This is a genomic window from Ruegeria sp. HKCCE3926 (assembly GCF_017872515.1).
Classification (GTDB): Bacteria; Pseudomonadota; Alphaproteobacteria; order Rhodobacterales; family Rhodobacteraceae; genus Ruegeria.
Window position 1 is genome coordinate 47,921 of the sequence record NZ_JAEDOU010000004.1, and the last position, 13,916, is coordinate 61,836.

11 protein-coding genes are annotated in these 13,916 nt (G+C 56.5%); 3 read left to right on the plus strand and 8 right to left on the minus strand.

The genetic code is table 11. The features are described from left to right. Positions 1 to 47 precede the first annotated feature (47 nt). Both I9184_RS12000 and I9184_RS12005 read right to left on the minus strand, forming a co-directional pair. Positions 48 to 2,027: a bifunctional 2',3'-cyclic-nucleotide 2'-phosphodiesterase/3'-nucleotidase gene (locus I9184_RS12000; protein WP_209834540.1), complete on the minus strand. Its 1,980-nt coding sequence runs from the start codon at positions 2,025 to 2,027 to the stop codon at positions 48 to 50. 439 nt (positions 2,028 to 2,466) lie between these two features. Then, positions 2,467 to 3,099, minus strand: a complete 633-nt coding sequence (locus I9184_RS12005) for a tyrosine-type recombinase/integrase (protein WP_209834542.1) — start codon at positions 3,097 to 3,099, stop codon at positions 2,467 to 2,469. Between the two features lie 211 nt (positions 3,100 to 3,310). Here I9184_RS12005 and I9184_RS12010 point away from each other — a divergent pair, with 211 nt between their 5' ends. The 3 genes from I9184_RS12010 to I9184_RS12020 are packed head-to-tail and all read left to right on the plus strand — an operon-like array spanning position 3,311 to position 5,529. Next, positions 3,311 to 4,624 (plus strand): serine hydrolase, encoded by a 1,314-nt coding sequence (locus I9184_RS12010; RefSeq protein ID WP_209834545.1) that lies wholly within the window; start codon positions 3,311 to 3,313, stop codon positions 4,622 to 4,624. 57 nt (positions 4,625 to 4,681) lie between these two features. Then, positions 4,682 to 5,266 carry a hypothetical protein gene (locus I9184_RS12015; protein WP_209834546.1) on the plus strand — a complete coding sequence of 195 codons (585 nt, stop codon included), beginning with the start codon at positions 4,682 to 4,684 and terminating at the stop codon, positions 5,264 to 5,266. Then, positions 5,263 to 5,529, plus strand: coding sequence for a hypothetical protein (locus tag I9184_RS12020; RefSeq protein WP_209834548.1), 267 nt, complete (start codon positions 5,263 to 5,265; stop codon positions 5,527 to 5,529). Before I9184_RS12015 ends, I9184_RS12020 begins: the two co-directional genes overlap by 4 nt. Before the next feature lie 529 nt (positions 5,530 to 6,058). Here the strand turns inward: I9184_RS12020 and I9184_RS12025 are convergent. From I9184_RS12025 to I9184_RS12050, 6 genes are all read right to left on the minus strand, one after another. Next, complete coding sequence (locus tag I9184_RS12025; RefSeq protein WP_171636979.1) at positions 6,059 to 7,795, minus strand: Mur ligase family protein; 1,737 nt, start codon at positions 7,793 to 7,795, stop codon at positions 6,059 to 6,061. 14 nt (positions 7,796 to 7,809) lie between these two features. Next, positions 7,810 to 10,611 carry a cyanophycin synthetase gene (cphA, locus tag I9184_RS12030; RefSeq protein ID WP_209834550.1) on the minus strand — a complete coding sequence of 934 codons (2,802 nt, stop codon included), beginning with the start codon at positions 10,609 to 10,611 and terminating at the stop codon, positions 7,810 to 7,812. A gap of 15 nt (positions 10,612 to 10,626) precedes the next feature. Continuing rightward, on the minus strand, positions 10,627 to 11,523 hold the full coding sequence (locus I9184_RS12035) for a cyanophycinase (protein ID WP_171636974.1): 897 nt from the start codon (positions 11,521 to 11,523) through the stop codon (positions 10,627 to 10,629). A gap of 55 nt (positions 11,524 to 11,578) precedes the next feature. Further along, positions 11,579 to 11,791, minus strand: a complete 213-nt coding sequence (locus I9184_RS12040; protein WP_209834552.1) for a hypothetical protein — start codon at positions 11,789 to 11,791, stop codon at positions 11,579 to 11,581. Between the two features lie 179 nt (positions 11,792 to 11,970). Continuing rightward, positions 11,971 to 12,909: an AraC family transcriptional regulator gene (locus I9184_RS12045; protein WP_209834554.1), complete on the minus strand. Its 939-nt coding sequence runs from the start codon at positions 12,907 to 12,909 to the stop codon at positions 11,971 to 11,973. Between the two features lie 145 nt (positions 12,910 to 13,054). Continuing rightward, positions 13,055 to 13,876 (minus strand): SDR family oxidoreductase, encoded by an 822-nt coding sequence (locus I9184_RS12050; protein ID WP_209834556.1) that lies wholly within the window; start codon positions 13,874 to 13,876, stop codon positions 13,055 to 13,057. Positions 13,877 to 13,916: the final 40 nt, after the last annotated feature.

Sequence of the window (13,916 nt, forward strand, 5' to 3'; positions counted from 1 at the left end):
CACCACCAGCTTTACTGGTGACAGGTGGTATTCTTGCTCCAATTGGATCAGAGCTTGATCCGGAAGGCTGCGAAGCCGTCGGTGCCTTCTCCGGCGTCCTCGATTGTGACACCTTTGACGTCGCCCATATAGTCCCGCGCTTTTGGGCCGGTCTCGAACAATACCGTCGTGTCCCCAAGCGGCGCAAAAGACCAGTTGGCATCTGCCTTTGGATCGATCGTACCCTGCTCGACAATATAGCGCACGATGACGTCGCGGTTGGTATCCGGGGCTTCGAATACGATTGTATCACCCAACGCTCCGGGGAATGATCCACCGCCTGATGCGCGATAGTTGTTGGTGGCGATGATGAATTCCATTTCATCAGCAACGGGTTCGCCATTGTAAGTCAGGTTTACAATCCGCGCTGCATCAGGGTTAATCTCTTCGCCTTTGGGTCCGAAGCGCGAGGGTTGGGACAGGTCTATCTGATAGGTCACACCATCCATCACGTCGAAATTGTAGGATGGGAACTCCGGGTTCAGCAGGATCGCATCTATTGAACCCGATTCAACTTGATTAAACATTCCGGCCGACCGTTCCAACCAACCCCTGACCTGCGCACCATTCACGCGGACCGCTCGCACTGTGTTCGGATAGAGATACAGATCGGCTACGTTTTTTATGGCAACGTCACCAACTGGAACATCCGTGTAGTATTCTGGACCACCGCGGCCACCAGCCTTGAAAGGTGCTGCCGCAGACAGGATTGGCAGGCCTTCGTGTTCAGTGCCTTTCAGCATGTCTTCGACATACCACTTCTGCGCGATTGATACGATTTGGACTGATGGGTCATCTGCAACCAGTGCGAAATAACTGTGCAGAGGAGCTGAGGTCTTGCCAACAGCGCGGCGAACATAGACCAGCGTTTCGTCGTGATCTGTCGCAACCGAGTCGAGGACTCGCTGATCATCTCCGACCAGTGCTGTGATTGATCGGTCCTCGTTCCTTCTGGAAATAGGTCGTGCCTCGGATGTGGTGGTTACCACCCGCCATTCGTTCCCATCTCGTTCCAACAGCAGATCAAGCAGACCAAGATGTGACCCCCAGAAACCGCCCATAACGGCGGGTTTGCCCATCAGAGTACCTTTATCAACATCGATGCCGGGACGGTCCGCAAATGTTGGCGACGGAAAGACCAAGTGGTTGTGACCCGTGACCAACGCGTCGATTCCGTCGACACCAGCAAGCACAACCGATGCGTTTTCCATACCATCCGCGTGATTGGCATCGCCAATCCCCGAATGCGACAAAGCGATGATCAGTTCGCAGCCCCGTTCCTGCATCTCAGGCACATAGGCCTTGGCCGTCTCAACGATATCCCGCGCTTCGACATTGCCTTCGAGATGCTTGCGGTCCCAGTTCATGATCTGCGGAGGCGTAAAACCGATTACACCAATTTTGAGCGGGTGCTTTGTGCCGTCACCCATTTCAATTTCGCGGTCGAGAATGGTGTAAGGTTGGATGAGCGTCTTGTCATCGCGCGGGCTCGCGCCTTTCTCCTTTGCTACGTTGGCAAGAATCACTGGGAAATCTGCACCTGCCAAAGAGGTCTCAAGAAAGTTCAGCCCATAGTTGAACTCGTGATTGCCCAGTGTGGCTGCATCATAACCAACTGTGTTGAACGCGGTGATGATTGGGTGGCTATCCCCCTCCTTCATACCGCGTTCATAGGCGATGTAGTCGCCCATCGGATTGCCTTGCAGAAAGTCCCCGTTATCAACCAAAAGCGAATTCGTCGCCTCAGAACGGATTTCATTTATGATCGAGGTGGTCCGGGACAGGCCGACTGTATCCCGGGGTTTGTCTGCATAGTAGTCGTAGGGGAACACATGGACGTGGATATCGGTTGTTTCCATGATCCGAAGATGCGCCTGATTGTTAGCCGCAGCAGCCGAGAAGGGGTGAAGTGTAATCGTAGCGGCACTTGCAGCTGTTGTGGAAAGAAACTGGCGACGGGAAAAAATTTTTCGGTTAGAGAAAGACATTGGGCACCTCTCAAGTTGGTTAGTTAACATGTTTTTTGCAGGCTTCCCGCGACATCCGTATGACATGGGTTGCGAGAACATCTTTCGCGCTGTTCACGGTTGGTGGTATTCAGCACCATACCCAAACATCATAGGTTTGCTAATGTACCGCAAGTGGTGAGCCTGAGCTTCTAGCTGCATAGGCAATTAGGCGCAGAAACTTTCGGTCATTCGAGCCTGAACAAAGCAAAACACCAAGCCGAAAGAGGCCAGCTTTGCTAACTGCGGTCGAAGTATACTTGATTTTGCTAAAGGCCCACTTTGTATTCAGGCTCTGAGTTTGGTCGTCACCAAATTTTGCTACTGCAGCGAATGTCTCCTCCGACGGACTGCACCGAAGCGATGATACCCACCGATCAACGGCAGGTGTGGGCCGCCCCATGTAGGCGGCCCAACTTCACTAGATTTCAATGGCTTCAGCGATGGCTAGGGCATCCTCGAGTTCGACGCCCAGATATCTGACCGTACTGTCCATTTTGGTGTGGCCCAAAAGGAGCTGAACCGCACGAAGGTTTCCGGTCTTCTTGTAGATCTGAGTGACCTTGGTTCTTCGCATCGAATGCGTGCCATAGGCGCTTGCTTCTAGACTGATCGACGTGACCCAGTCGCGGACGATCCGCGCATATTGACGGGTCGAGATGTGCAGCCGCTCATGGAAGCGACCCGGCCAAAGGTACTCGGAGCCGACCATGAGCTCGTCTTCCATCCACTTCTCGACCGAGGCGCGTGTGCCTTCGGATATCTCAAATCGCACAGGCTTCTGTGTTTTGCTCTGTAGGACCGATGCCCGCTCCTTGATCTGACCGGACGCCATGACATCAACGACTTTCATCTTCACCAGATCGCAACCGCGGAGCTTGCTATCGATCGCCATGTTGAACAGCGCCAGATCGCGATGATTCTCGGCGAGTTCGAGCCTGACGCGGATCGCCCAGACATGTTTTGGCTTTAGTGGTCGCTTTTGACCAACGATGCGGCCTTTGTTCCAGGCTGGGCGCAAAGCGCGAATGGCAGGTAGGTTTGGTGTGTCCATGACTTATCCTCCGATCCGCCATGCCCTCCCAGAACGACAACCCGACGTTGACCGATGCAACATATCACAGGATGCCGCGCCGCATTTGAGGTCTGGAACGAGCCCAGAGCGGCCTTTCATTGTATCAAACCCGCAAGAGTTTCTCGCGCAAGAAACTTGCGACAGTTCAGAAAATCTGATGTGTTTATTTTAACTTGGGAGGATTCAAAGAATGCCGCGCAAAACGCTTGCCACAACAGTTGCAATTATTGCCATTTCAGCGACTTTTTCGTTAGCCGATGAGCACGGGGACAATCCTTACGCCACACATAATGAACTCGGTCTTATGAAGGGCTTTCCGCCTCCGGCCGACAAGCGTGTCACGCGCAACAACGCGTTGTTTGGCGTGCCGTACAATCGATGGTCCTACCAAAACATGCGCCAATTCTATCCCTCAGCGAACATCCCTCCCTCCACGGTGCCACGCAAGCTAAGGGTCTCCCCAGATGGAGGGATTGAAAGACTGAGTATCGCGCATCCAGATGGCGAGAATGTCGGTCTCGATGACTTCTTAGAGCAAACTTACACAGATGCGTTTTTGGTTCTGAAGGGCGACACTATTGTCTTCGAAAGATATCTAAACGGCATGCACGCCGATCAACCGCATCAAATGATGTCAGTGACTAAGTCCTTTGCAGGTCTATTTGGCTTGATGGCCGTCGATGCAGGGCTTGTTCAAGAAGACGCTCCTTTGAAAGAAATCATTCCGGAACTGGCACCCTCTGGAGCTTTTGGAGAAGCAACCTTTGGCCAAGCTCTGGATATGACTAATTCTATGGCATTTACGGAAGAATATGCTGACCCCAATTCCGGTATCCAACAGTATGGACGCGTTCTTGGCCTGCTTCCCTCCAACCCTGGAGAGGACTTGCCTGACAGCATTTATGGGTATTTGCCGACCCTGGACATTGATCCAGAACATGCGCATGGAGAAGTTTTTCACTACCAAACCCCCAAAACAGACGTGGTCAACTGGGTCACCAATCGTGTGACAGATCAGTCTTTCTTTGACCAACTCACAGAACTAATGGAGAAGGTCGGCGCTGAAGGTGAGACCTACGTTTTGCTTGATCAAAATGGCACCCTCTTTGCTGGCGGTGGACTGAATGCAACACCGCACAACTTGGCACGATTTGCTGCCATGATGCTGAATGATGGAATGGTGAACGGTGAAGTCGTCGTACCCGAGGCCGTAATCGAAGCGTTGGAAACAGGGGGTGATAGAGACGCCTGGACGAATGGTCCCAATGTCAATGAAATGCCCGATGGAGAAGGTAGCTATCGTGCACAATGGTGGGTGCGTCACAACGAAGGCCGTGAAGCCTTCACCGCGCTCGGCATTCACGGTCAGTGGATTTACATTGATCGGGCTAACAATACGGCTTTCATCCGGCAGGCCTCCCAACCGGAGTCGACTGGCGCGTTCTACGATGATTTCACATATGCGGCTATTGACGCCATCAACGACTACTTAAGCGGAGAGTGACACCACCGGAGGCGGTGAAATTGGCCAATACATTATGGATGCACGGGATGGGATCAAATGGTGACGCAACCTGAATTCAGTATGAGGCAGTTATTTTTTGCCTCTATCACTGCTATTGTTTGCCTCACGTTTGGCCTTCGTGACGCCCAAGCCTGCGACGCCGCGTGTCAGGCAGCGCGTAAGGCAGCCAACCCGCTTGCTGACACTAAAGCACTGATTACCGATAACACGGTCGCTTTCCGTACAGGCACAAATGACGACGACAGCTATAACTTCCAGTTGCAACCGGTTTACTCGGTGCCGTTGACAGACGCGACGCTGGTTTTGCGGGGCATCATACCCATTCAGGGCGTGCAGCCCGGAGCCGTTTTGCCGCCCGGAATCGTCAACCCTTCGCCAGAAGATGACCTGACTTGGGGTATAGGTGACTCAACAGTGCAATCTTTCTACTCCCCGACACCAGGGGCCAGCGGGATCGCATTGGGGTACGGTCTTCAGGTTTCCTTGCCGACGCACACAAATGACGCTTTACAAGGTGCTGGTTGGGGCGCCGGTCCTGCCTTTGTCATGTTCGGGCAGGCGGGTGACCTGTCATGGGGCGGCGTTATCGCTCATATGTGGGGTGAAATGATTTTAACGTGACGATCCTCCAACCCATTTTGACCTATGGACTGGGGGAAGGCTGGTATTTTGGATACAACAACGTGTTGTCCTACAACTGGAGCGCAGAGAGTGATGACGAAGCATGGCCTATACCGCTTGGCCTGACTGTCGGTAAGACTTCAATAATCAACGAATCCAAAGGCACTGCAATGGACGTCAGCGTTGGTTACTACGCCTTGGAGCGCAAGCCAAATGGCGGGCCGGATCGGCAGTTTAAGTTGGGATTGTCATTCTTTTTCTAAATTGCCGATAGTATTTGTTTCACAGGAAGACGAATTGCACCCAGAACGTCCGGAAAAACTTCGCGCGTTTGCTGGTGACAAAGTCAGACAAGCCCAGAATTCGGTTCAATTGCTTTGGGACGTCGTTCTAAATAAGCCCATTGAACACGCAACTTCCTCTGCCCCGCGCAGTTAGCAACGCGCTGCATTACTGCCAACGGCGGATTTGTCCGCTCTGCGGTCGCTTGATCCAACCTGGATCGTGCTCTCGCAGCGAAAGTCGGGTCTGACGGGCCGCACTGCAGCGATCAGGACTTGTGCTCAATGTCCGGAACGGGCCGCTATAGATCTGGTGTTGTAAACAAGGTGGGCCCGTGTACGTGATTTTGCCAGGGAGAAACCCAGGCTATTTTCTCAGCTAATCATTACCGATGAACTAGAAATCCACCTTTCAATCAGTGTCTGAAGCCCAATTGGATACCTGCACAGGGTTTTTTGGTATTGCCTCGTGTTGGCTGTAACTCAGTGAATTCGGTAGCCGGCCTCGTTTTTAACCATCGAGCATCGCGAGAACGGCGTCGCGATCGGATAGCACTAGCAGCAAGGCAATATCACCCGGCTCCACCCTCTCAAGTATCACTGAAGCGGCCTGTGAGGGCGACGTAGCTCTGAGTATTTGTTTCGCTTCATACCCATGTTCCAAAGCTGTTCGTTCGATCAGATCAGAAATTTCTCCTAATTCGCGACCTCTTAAGTACCCTTCCAACTCCGTTGCGACGACCACATCAGGTCGGAAGTTCAGGGCTGTCGCTGTTACGTCACAGATATCTTGATCTGATCGATCCCCTGCATGGCTAAGCATGATGAAACGCCGTTTTGCCGGCAAGCTCGACAACGCATCGCAAACTGCCGAAATTGAATGCGGATTGTGGGCAAAATCCACGAAAACCTGGGCTCCGTTATGCCGAAACTCGTTGCAACGTCCTGGGTTATCTTTGGCGTCTGGCTTGAACCCGGCCAGCCCGTCGCGCAACGCCTGTTGCGGCAGACCCAGTGCCAGAGCAAGGCACAGGGCCGCCAGCGCGTTCTGGATGTTGTACTTTGCGGCCCCGCCCATTGTCAGGGGAACGTCGGCGACGGGGATCACCATTTGCTCGGTCGTGCCGTCGAAAAAGACAATTTTCCCGTGTTGAACATATGCACAGCAAGTGCCGGTTTCCCGCGCCTGACGGATCAGATCATTCTGTGCATCCAGAGAAAACCACCAGATGTTCGCCGACGTGTTTTCTGCCTCGGCGCGGACATACGCATCATCGGCGTTCAGCGCCAGCACGCCACCCTCCGCCAAGGTCCGGTGGACGGCGAACTTTGCCTGCGCCAGTTCTGGCACGGTGTTGACTCCATATTGCCCCAGATGATCATTCGCCACATTGGTCACTGCCGCCGCCGTCGCCGCGCGGGTCGGCAGGCCCCGGCGCAGGATCCCGCCCCGGGCCACTTCGAGGCAGGCAACCTCGAGCCGTTTGTCGCGCAGCAGCATCCGCCCGCCCCCGGGGCCGGAATAATCGCCGCGGTCCAGAATATCGTCACCCACCCGCACAAATTCGGTCGAGGTCAGCCCCGCCACTTTGCCCGAGGCGCGTGCAATCGCTTCGAGCAGCCGGGTTGTCGTGGTCTTGCCGTTGGTTCCGGTGATGAAGGCAACGGGGATGTTGTGAAGGCCGGACCAGTCCACATCATCGGGGGCGGGCAGCGCATCGACCGACCAGACCTGACTGCCGGTGCCGTGCCCGATCGAGATCTCATCATCGTCGCACAGGATATCCACGCCATGCGCCTCGGCCGCCTCGATCAGGGCGATCAGGGCGGGGTTGGCTTCGCTGGCCATGACACCTTTGACATCACCCACCATCTGATCAAAGTCGCCGGAGGGTGCGGCCAACAGCTCGGCGGCGCAGAAGTGCCAGGCAGTCTGCGCCGCGAAGATCGCGGAATAAAGCTGATCCATCGGGGCCGAGATGGCCAGATTGACGCCGCCGGTGAAGGTACGGTGGGTCACGCTCTGATCCTGCCAGCCAAGCGCATCCATCACCCGGCGCGCATGAGTTTCCCACAATGTCGTGACCTGCGCGGCGTCGATCCCGTTGAAGAACACATCCATCACCGCGCCGGGCTTGTTCCACAGTAGGCCGGGCCCGGTCAGGCGTCTGGCATCATCCACCCGGATATGATCGGCGGTCGCGCTTTCGATGGTCAGCGCGGTTTCAAGCTGTTCGATCCGATCCATTGCGATGCCCCCGATCAGTCCGCGTCTTCGCTGATGTCGCGGGCCAGACGCACGCCGCGCGCGTCCCGGATCAGGTTCTGGTCGCTTTCGAACATATCCTCAATCGAGGTGTCGACAGGTCGAGCCTTGGGTACAGCTTCGACTTCGGGGGCTTCGCCGTCGGAGTTAAAATATATAATCTGCTTCCAGCACCGCGTGGTGTCGTCGCCGAAGATCACCAGCAGATCGCCCGGCGCGGCCTGATCCAACCCGGCCGTCACCGCCTCGACCTCATCAGGGATGATTGTGATCGCAGCGGCGTCTACCCCGTTGTCGATCAGGGCCTTTCGCATCATCTGGGGCACCTCGTCATGGCCACGGCCCCGGCGGCGGTCGTCGGCCTTGCAGATGAATTGGTCAAAATGTCCGGCCAGCGCGGCGGCACCGTCGATGATATCCTCATCGCGCCTGTCGCCGGGCATGGCAACCACACACAGTCTTCGCCCCGTGATCTCAAGCTGGTCGGCCAACGCTGCCATCGCCTTGAGCGCAGCAGGGTTGTGGCCATAGTCCAGGATCACCTTGAAGGGATGTTCGTCATAGACATTCATCCGTCCCGGTGCCTGGAAATAGCTGGTGTCAAAGGTCCGCAGCCCGTGGCGGATATTGTCCAGATCCACACCGAAACTATATGCCATCGCAGCAGCGAACATCGCGTTCTGCACATTGAAGATCGCCTTGCCCTCAAGCGTGGCGGGGATCAGATGCGACCACAGAACCGGGATATGAAGCCCGTTGTCATAGATGGTCAGCATGTCGCCATTCATGCCTTTTTCCAGCACGATGGCCCTACCGCCCGCCTTGATATGTTCCTTGACCAGACTGTGACCCGGGTTTGTCGTTACATAGAAAATCTGACCCGCTTCTGCGTAATCGGCCATTTTCAGACAGTTGATGTCATCGGCATTCAGCACCGCCGTATTGGTGGCGCTTTCAACCACGACGCGTTTGACCACGGCCAGTTCCTCGACGGTATTGATGCCGCCAAGACCCAGATGATCCGCCGAGACGTTCAGGCAGGCCGCCACATCCGAGCGCTGATAGCCCAGGCCCGACCGCACCAGCCCGCCGCGCGCGGTTTCCATCACGGCGAAATCGACCGCCGGATCACGCAGGACGATTTGAGCAGATTTGGGTCCCGTCATGTCGCCCTTGACGCTCAACTTACCGTCTACATAGACACCGTCAGTGGAGGTCATGCCAACGGTCTTGCCGCTGGTTTTCATGATATGGCCCAGCATCCGCGAGGTCGTGGTCTTGCCGTTGGTGCCGGTGACTGCCGCAATCGGGATGCGGGTCTGTTCATTAGCCGGGAACAGCATGTCGATCACTTTGCCCGCTACGTCGCGCGGCTGACCTTCGGACGGGGCGACATGCATCCGGAAACCGGGGGCGGCGTTCACCTCGACAATCGCGCCACCGATATCCTTGTAGGACTTGGTGATGTCATCAATCAGGAAATCGACGCCGCCCACGTCCAGCCCCACCGCCATGATGGCACGTTCGGCCATGTCGCGGTTGTCTGGATGCACCACATCGGTCAGGTCAATGGCTGTACCGCCCGTCGACAGGTTTGCCGTGGAACGCAAATAGAAAACTTCGCCATCCGGCAGCACCGTCTCTTCGGTTACGCCCGCGTTTTCCATCAAACGTTTGGCCTGATTGTCAATCTCCAGCATGGTCAGTACTTTTTCATGCCCAATGCCCCGGCGCGGGTCTTCGTTCACGATGTGGACCAATTCCGCAATCGTGTGCTTGCCGTCGCCGACCACATGGCCTGGCACCCGCTTGGCCACCGCGACCAGCTTGTTGTTCACCACCAGCATCCGGTGATCGAACCCGGTGATGAAGCTTTCCACAAGAATGGCGCGGCTGCGCGAATGTTCCTTGGCCTCAGCAAAACCTGCCTCAACTTCAGCGTCCGAGTTCAGATTGATTGAAACCCCGCGCCCGTGATTGGCGTCCAGCGGTTTGACAACCACCGGATGTCCGATCCGTCCGGCGGCGCGCACTGCCTCGCGCGCTGAATAGACCATGCGCTGCTGCGGCACCGGAAGGCCCAGATCGTTCAGCAGGTTATGAGTGTCTTCCTTGTCGCAGGAAATCTCGACCGAGATATGTTTGGTCTCGGATGTGATGGTCGCCTGAATGCGTTTCTGATACTTGCCGTGTCCGAATTGCACCAGCGAGCCCGAGTTCAGCCTGATCCAAGGGATATCCCGCTCCTGCGCTGCCTTGACAAGCGAGCCGGTCGAAGGGCCGAATTCCTTACGCTGCGCCCGCAGGACGAAGCTCCGCAATTCGTCATCCCAGTTGAAATCAGGGTCGAAATCATAATCCACCTGATCCTTGAGGGATTGCGGCAGCAGGTGCATCAACAACCGCAATGCCAGCTTGCCCGCGTCCAGACCGACATCGCGCTGGCGGTATTCATAGACCATGTTGTACTGGCCCGGCTCGCCCGTGCCACGGGTCCGGCCAAAGGTCACATCGGTGCCCGCCACATTCTGCACTTCGATGGAGCAATGTTCCAGTACATGACCCAACCAAGTGCCTTCATCCTCACGCAGGCGGCGGATGAAACCACCGGGTTCGCGGTAGGAACAGCCATGTTCCGCAAGACCGGGAAGTGCCTCAACCAGAGCGTCGATGAACTCTGAACCAATTTTTGCCGAGGGCCAATCTTCCAGAATACCCAGATCGATGACATGGCGGATGACCGGAAAACTTGCCCAGACATTCGGGCCGACAAAGACATTGGTCGAGATTATTTTCATGAGGCTCCCCGTTTGTTAGCTTTTTGTTTCCCCCCCGCTGGCGGCCTCATCCTCGGACAGGTCCGGCAATGTGCAGAACGCCAGATGCTCATCCGGCGGAAAAGCCTGGCGAGCCGTCAGATCATAACGGCACCCTTCGCCCAGAACGTCAAGGCGAAGTCCCAGAAGGCTCAGCGCCTCACCCGCGCGAGCGTCCCACATGGACGAATGGGTCAGGTGGCTGGCGTCCACCACCGTGACTGTTCCGCTGCCAACCACTTCCAGAACGTTGTCGGGCCCGATGAAGGCCGCCGTGTCTTCATCAATGCCCAATCCAATCAAAAAAGGGTTGAAAGATGAAGCCGTTAGCAGACGCCCGAGCCGGTTACGCTGAGTAAAGTGCTGATCTATGACGACGGCGTTGGTCAAGCCCATGCCCGGGGCCAGCGTTATATTGCCTTCTGCCGGGGCGGAATTGCTGCTGCCACCGGCAATCATATGCTCGGACATGATCGAGGCCCCGGCCGAGGTTCCGGCAACCGGCACGCCCGCCGCGTTGCGACGGCGGATTTTCTGTGCAACCAGCGTGCCTCCCAGAATCGCCGACAGGCGCAACTGGTTGCCGCCGGTCATGAATATGCCGGTTGCGCGGTCCAGAATCTCGACATAGTCGGGATTGTCGCAATCGGCCCGGCGCGAGATCGGCAGAAACTCGACTTGCCCTGAGCCAAGCTCGGAGAAGATGCGGTGATAATCCGGCCCTGTCTCCTCCAACATCGAGGCGGTCGGGATCACCACGATATCGGCGTCCGCGCCGCCCGACATCTCGACAAACTTGCGGTGGATCTGCATTTCCTTGACGCGGTCTTCGCCGCCGCCAACTGGAATGATGAACCCGCGCGGGGTTTCTGCATCAACGGGTGCAGGGCACATATCTTAACTACCTTCCGGTGCTGAAGCGGGCAGCCACCGGGGGCCGCGCGGGCGCTTACATCTGTTCATACATGCCCCGCTGGGCTATCTGGCCACCGCCGACATGCCATTCCCCCCAGGCCATCACATGCCGCACGGTAAGGTTTTCGTCAAGAACCACCGGCTCCGCGTCCATTCCCACCTTCAGACGCCCATTGCGGCGCAGTTTCAGCAGATCGGCCACATTAGAGGTGAACGGGGCCAACGCGTCGGACAGCCGCGCAGGCAAAAGGCGGGTCTGTCCTCGTTCCGTGAATTCGATCTACTCCGGGATATTGCGGTCGCGGCGAATGGCGGCTACGCGGGCTGCGACCGCAGCATCTTGACCCGTTCGCTAACGGCAGGAACGGGCCGACCCGGGAAATCGATTGTGGACGCCGATGCCGAGTGATCTTGCGGCCAATCAAATCAAGGTTCGTTCGTTCTTCGGTATCTTTCAGGGGTGGTTCGTGTCCATTCCCTGAATGCACGATTGAACGAGCTGGGGTCGGCATAGCCAAGGAGGAATGAGATTTCGGAGAGCGGGAGCTCTGTGTTCCGAAGATAGGTCTTGGCTAGCTCGGATCTTGTGGAATTGACGAGCGCTTTGAAACTGGTCCCTTCCTGTTGAAGTCGACGTTGCAAGGTGCGCGCGGTCATCGAGAGCGCGCTTGCGACATGCTCGGCACTGGCCTGGTCGGCGGGAATGGCGCGGTGAAGGGCGACGCGGACCCGTTCCGAGACCGACGCGCTGTTTTGAAGTTCGGACAGTTGGTCCTTAAGCGCAGGTTCAAACGCGCTCCAAATTGCATCGTTTCCGCTGATGAATGGATGCTCTGCATCACGATTGGCAAAAGTGATCGACACGGCCTCGTCCCGCCTAATCGGAGCGCCAATATAGTCGAGATATGCGGGGGTGGATTGCGGCAACACTGGTGTCGAGATTTCGAGCGGATTGATGGCCATGCGCGTGCATTTCCGGGCGAGAAACACCCAGAACAACACTTCACTCATCAAAAGCGGATAGGGCGGCTGAAGGTGCGGCGGCCAATTCCACGTCAGCTTCAATCTGGACGCTCCATCATCGACATCTATCGTGATCGGCCCGGTCAAAGCCTTGAACTTTGCGACGCGATGCGTCGCCTGCCGCAGGTTGTGAGAACACACTGCCGCGTAGAGTGGAGGCGAAAACACTTCGACATCAAGCGCGTTGGCAAGCGCCAGCGGGACATCCTTGTTTCCACTATATGCCTCCATCGCGTCCCAAAACCGGAAGTAATTTTCCGCGTCTAACATGACGGGCAGTTCATCAAAGAGTTTCGGGGAAAGTCCGGCTGCCCTGAGCGTGTCGGCAACCGGCAGGCCCATCTCGGCAAATAGAATGCGCCAGCCGGGGTTGAGCACGAATGTTTCTGGTCTTTGCACAGGCATGGATGGACCATAACTCTACGTTCTTTGTGGTGACAGCTGGGAAAAGCGGCCCGCATTGCGCAGGCCGCCCATATGCTTGGTGCTACATGCCCATCTGGCTACGGATCAGTGCCAGGTATTCTGGGTCGTCCATGGCCTTGCGTGCCGCGATGATCTGTTCGGCGTCCTGGCCCGAGACATAGCGCAGCTGATCCGTTCCATCCGTCGCCGCTTGCCAGATCGTCTCGGCTACCTGGATCGGATCGCCAGCCCCGTCGCCGCCTTCGGCCATCGCAGTGGTAACACCGGCTACAAAGTCGGCGTATTCGGTCAGCGCCGGATCAAGGTTCATGTCGAAGGATGAACCGCCAAAGTTCGTGCGCATCATGCCCGGCTCTACCAGCTTCACCCTCACGCCGATGGCGGACAACTCGAAGGACAGGGCTTCGGTCATGCCTTCGACGGCAAACTTTGACCCATGGTAGAGTGTCCCAAGCGGGAAGGTAATTTTTCCGCCCATGGACGAGATGTTGATGATCGTGCCCGCGCCGCGCTCCCGGAAGTGTGGGATTATCGACTGCATCACCAGCATCGTGCCGATGACGTTCACGTCGTATTGCATCCGCATTTTGTGCTCTGGCGTGGCTTCCAGGAGACCGTAGGAGCCGTAGCCCGCGTTGTTGAGAATAACGTCGATCTTGCCGAACCGCTCGATCCCAGCGGCAATGGAGGCATCAATGGTGTCTTTCTTGGTCACATCGAGTGCCGTTACCAGAACGTTTTCGAGCGCGTTTAGCTCCGCATCGGCGTCAGGTTTCGAGCGCACTGTGGCGATCACGTTCCAGCCGCGCTCCTGGAAGTACTGGGCGGTCAGACGTCCGATGCCGCTGCTGCAGCCGGTGATGAGGATGGTTTCATTGCTCATGGGATCTCTCCTAGTCTTGTTCGTGCCAACAATCCGTCAG

Coding starts and splice junctions, on each gene's coding strand:
- I9184_RS12000 (WP_209834540.1), bottom strand. CDS start 2,027: ATGTCTTTCTCTAACCGAAAAATTTTTTCCCGTCGCCAGTTTCTTTCC.
- I9184_RS12005 (WP_209834542.1), bottom strand. CDS start 3,099: ATGGACACACCAAACCTACCTGCCATTCGCGCTTTGCGCCCAGCCTGG.
- I9184_RS12010 (WP_209834545.1), top strand. CDS start 3,311: ATGCCGCGCAAAACGCTTGCCACAACAGTTGCAATTATTGCCATTTCA.
- I9184_RS12015 (WP_209834546.1), top strand. CDS start 4,682: ATGGTGACGCAACCTGAATTCAGTATGAGGCAGTTATTTTTTGCCTCT.
- I9184_RS12025 (WP_171636979.1), bottom strand. CDS start 7,795: ATGGATCGGATCGAACAGCTTGAAACCGCGCTGACCATCGAAAGCGCG.
- cphA (WP_209834550.1), bottom strand. CDS start 10,611: ATGAAAATAATCTCGACCAATGTCTTTGTCGGCCCGAATGTCTGGGCA.
- I9184_RS12035 (WP_171636974.1), bottom strand. CDS start 11,523: ATGTGCCCTGCACCCGTTGATGCAGAAACCCCGCGCGGGTTCATCATT.
- I9184_RS12045 (WP_209834554.1), bottom strand. CDS start 12,909: ATGGGCCTGCCGGTTGCCGACACGCTCAGGGCAGCCGGACTTTCCCCG.
- I9184_RS12050 (WP_209834556.1), bottom strand. CDS start 13,876: ATGAGCAATGAAACCATCCTCATCACCGGCTGCAGCAGCGGCATCGGA.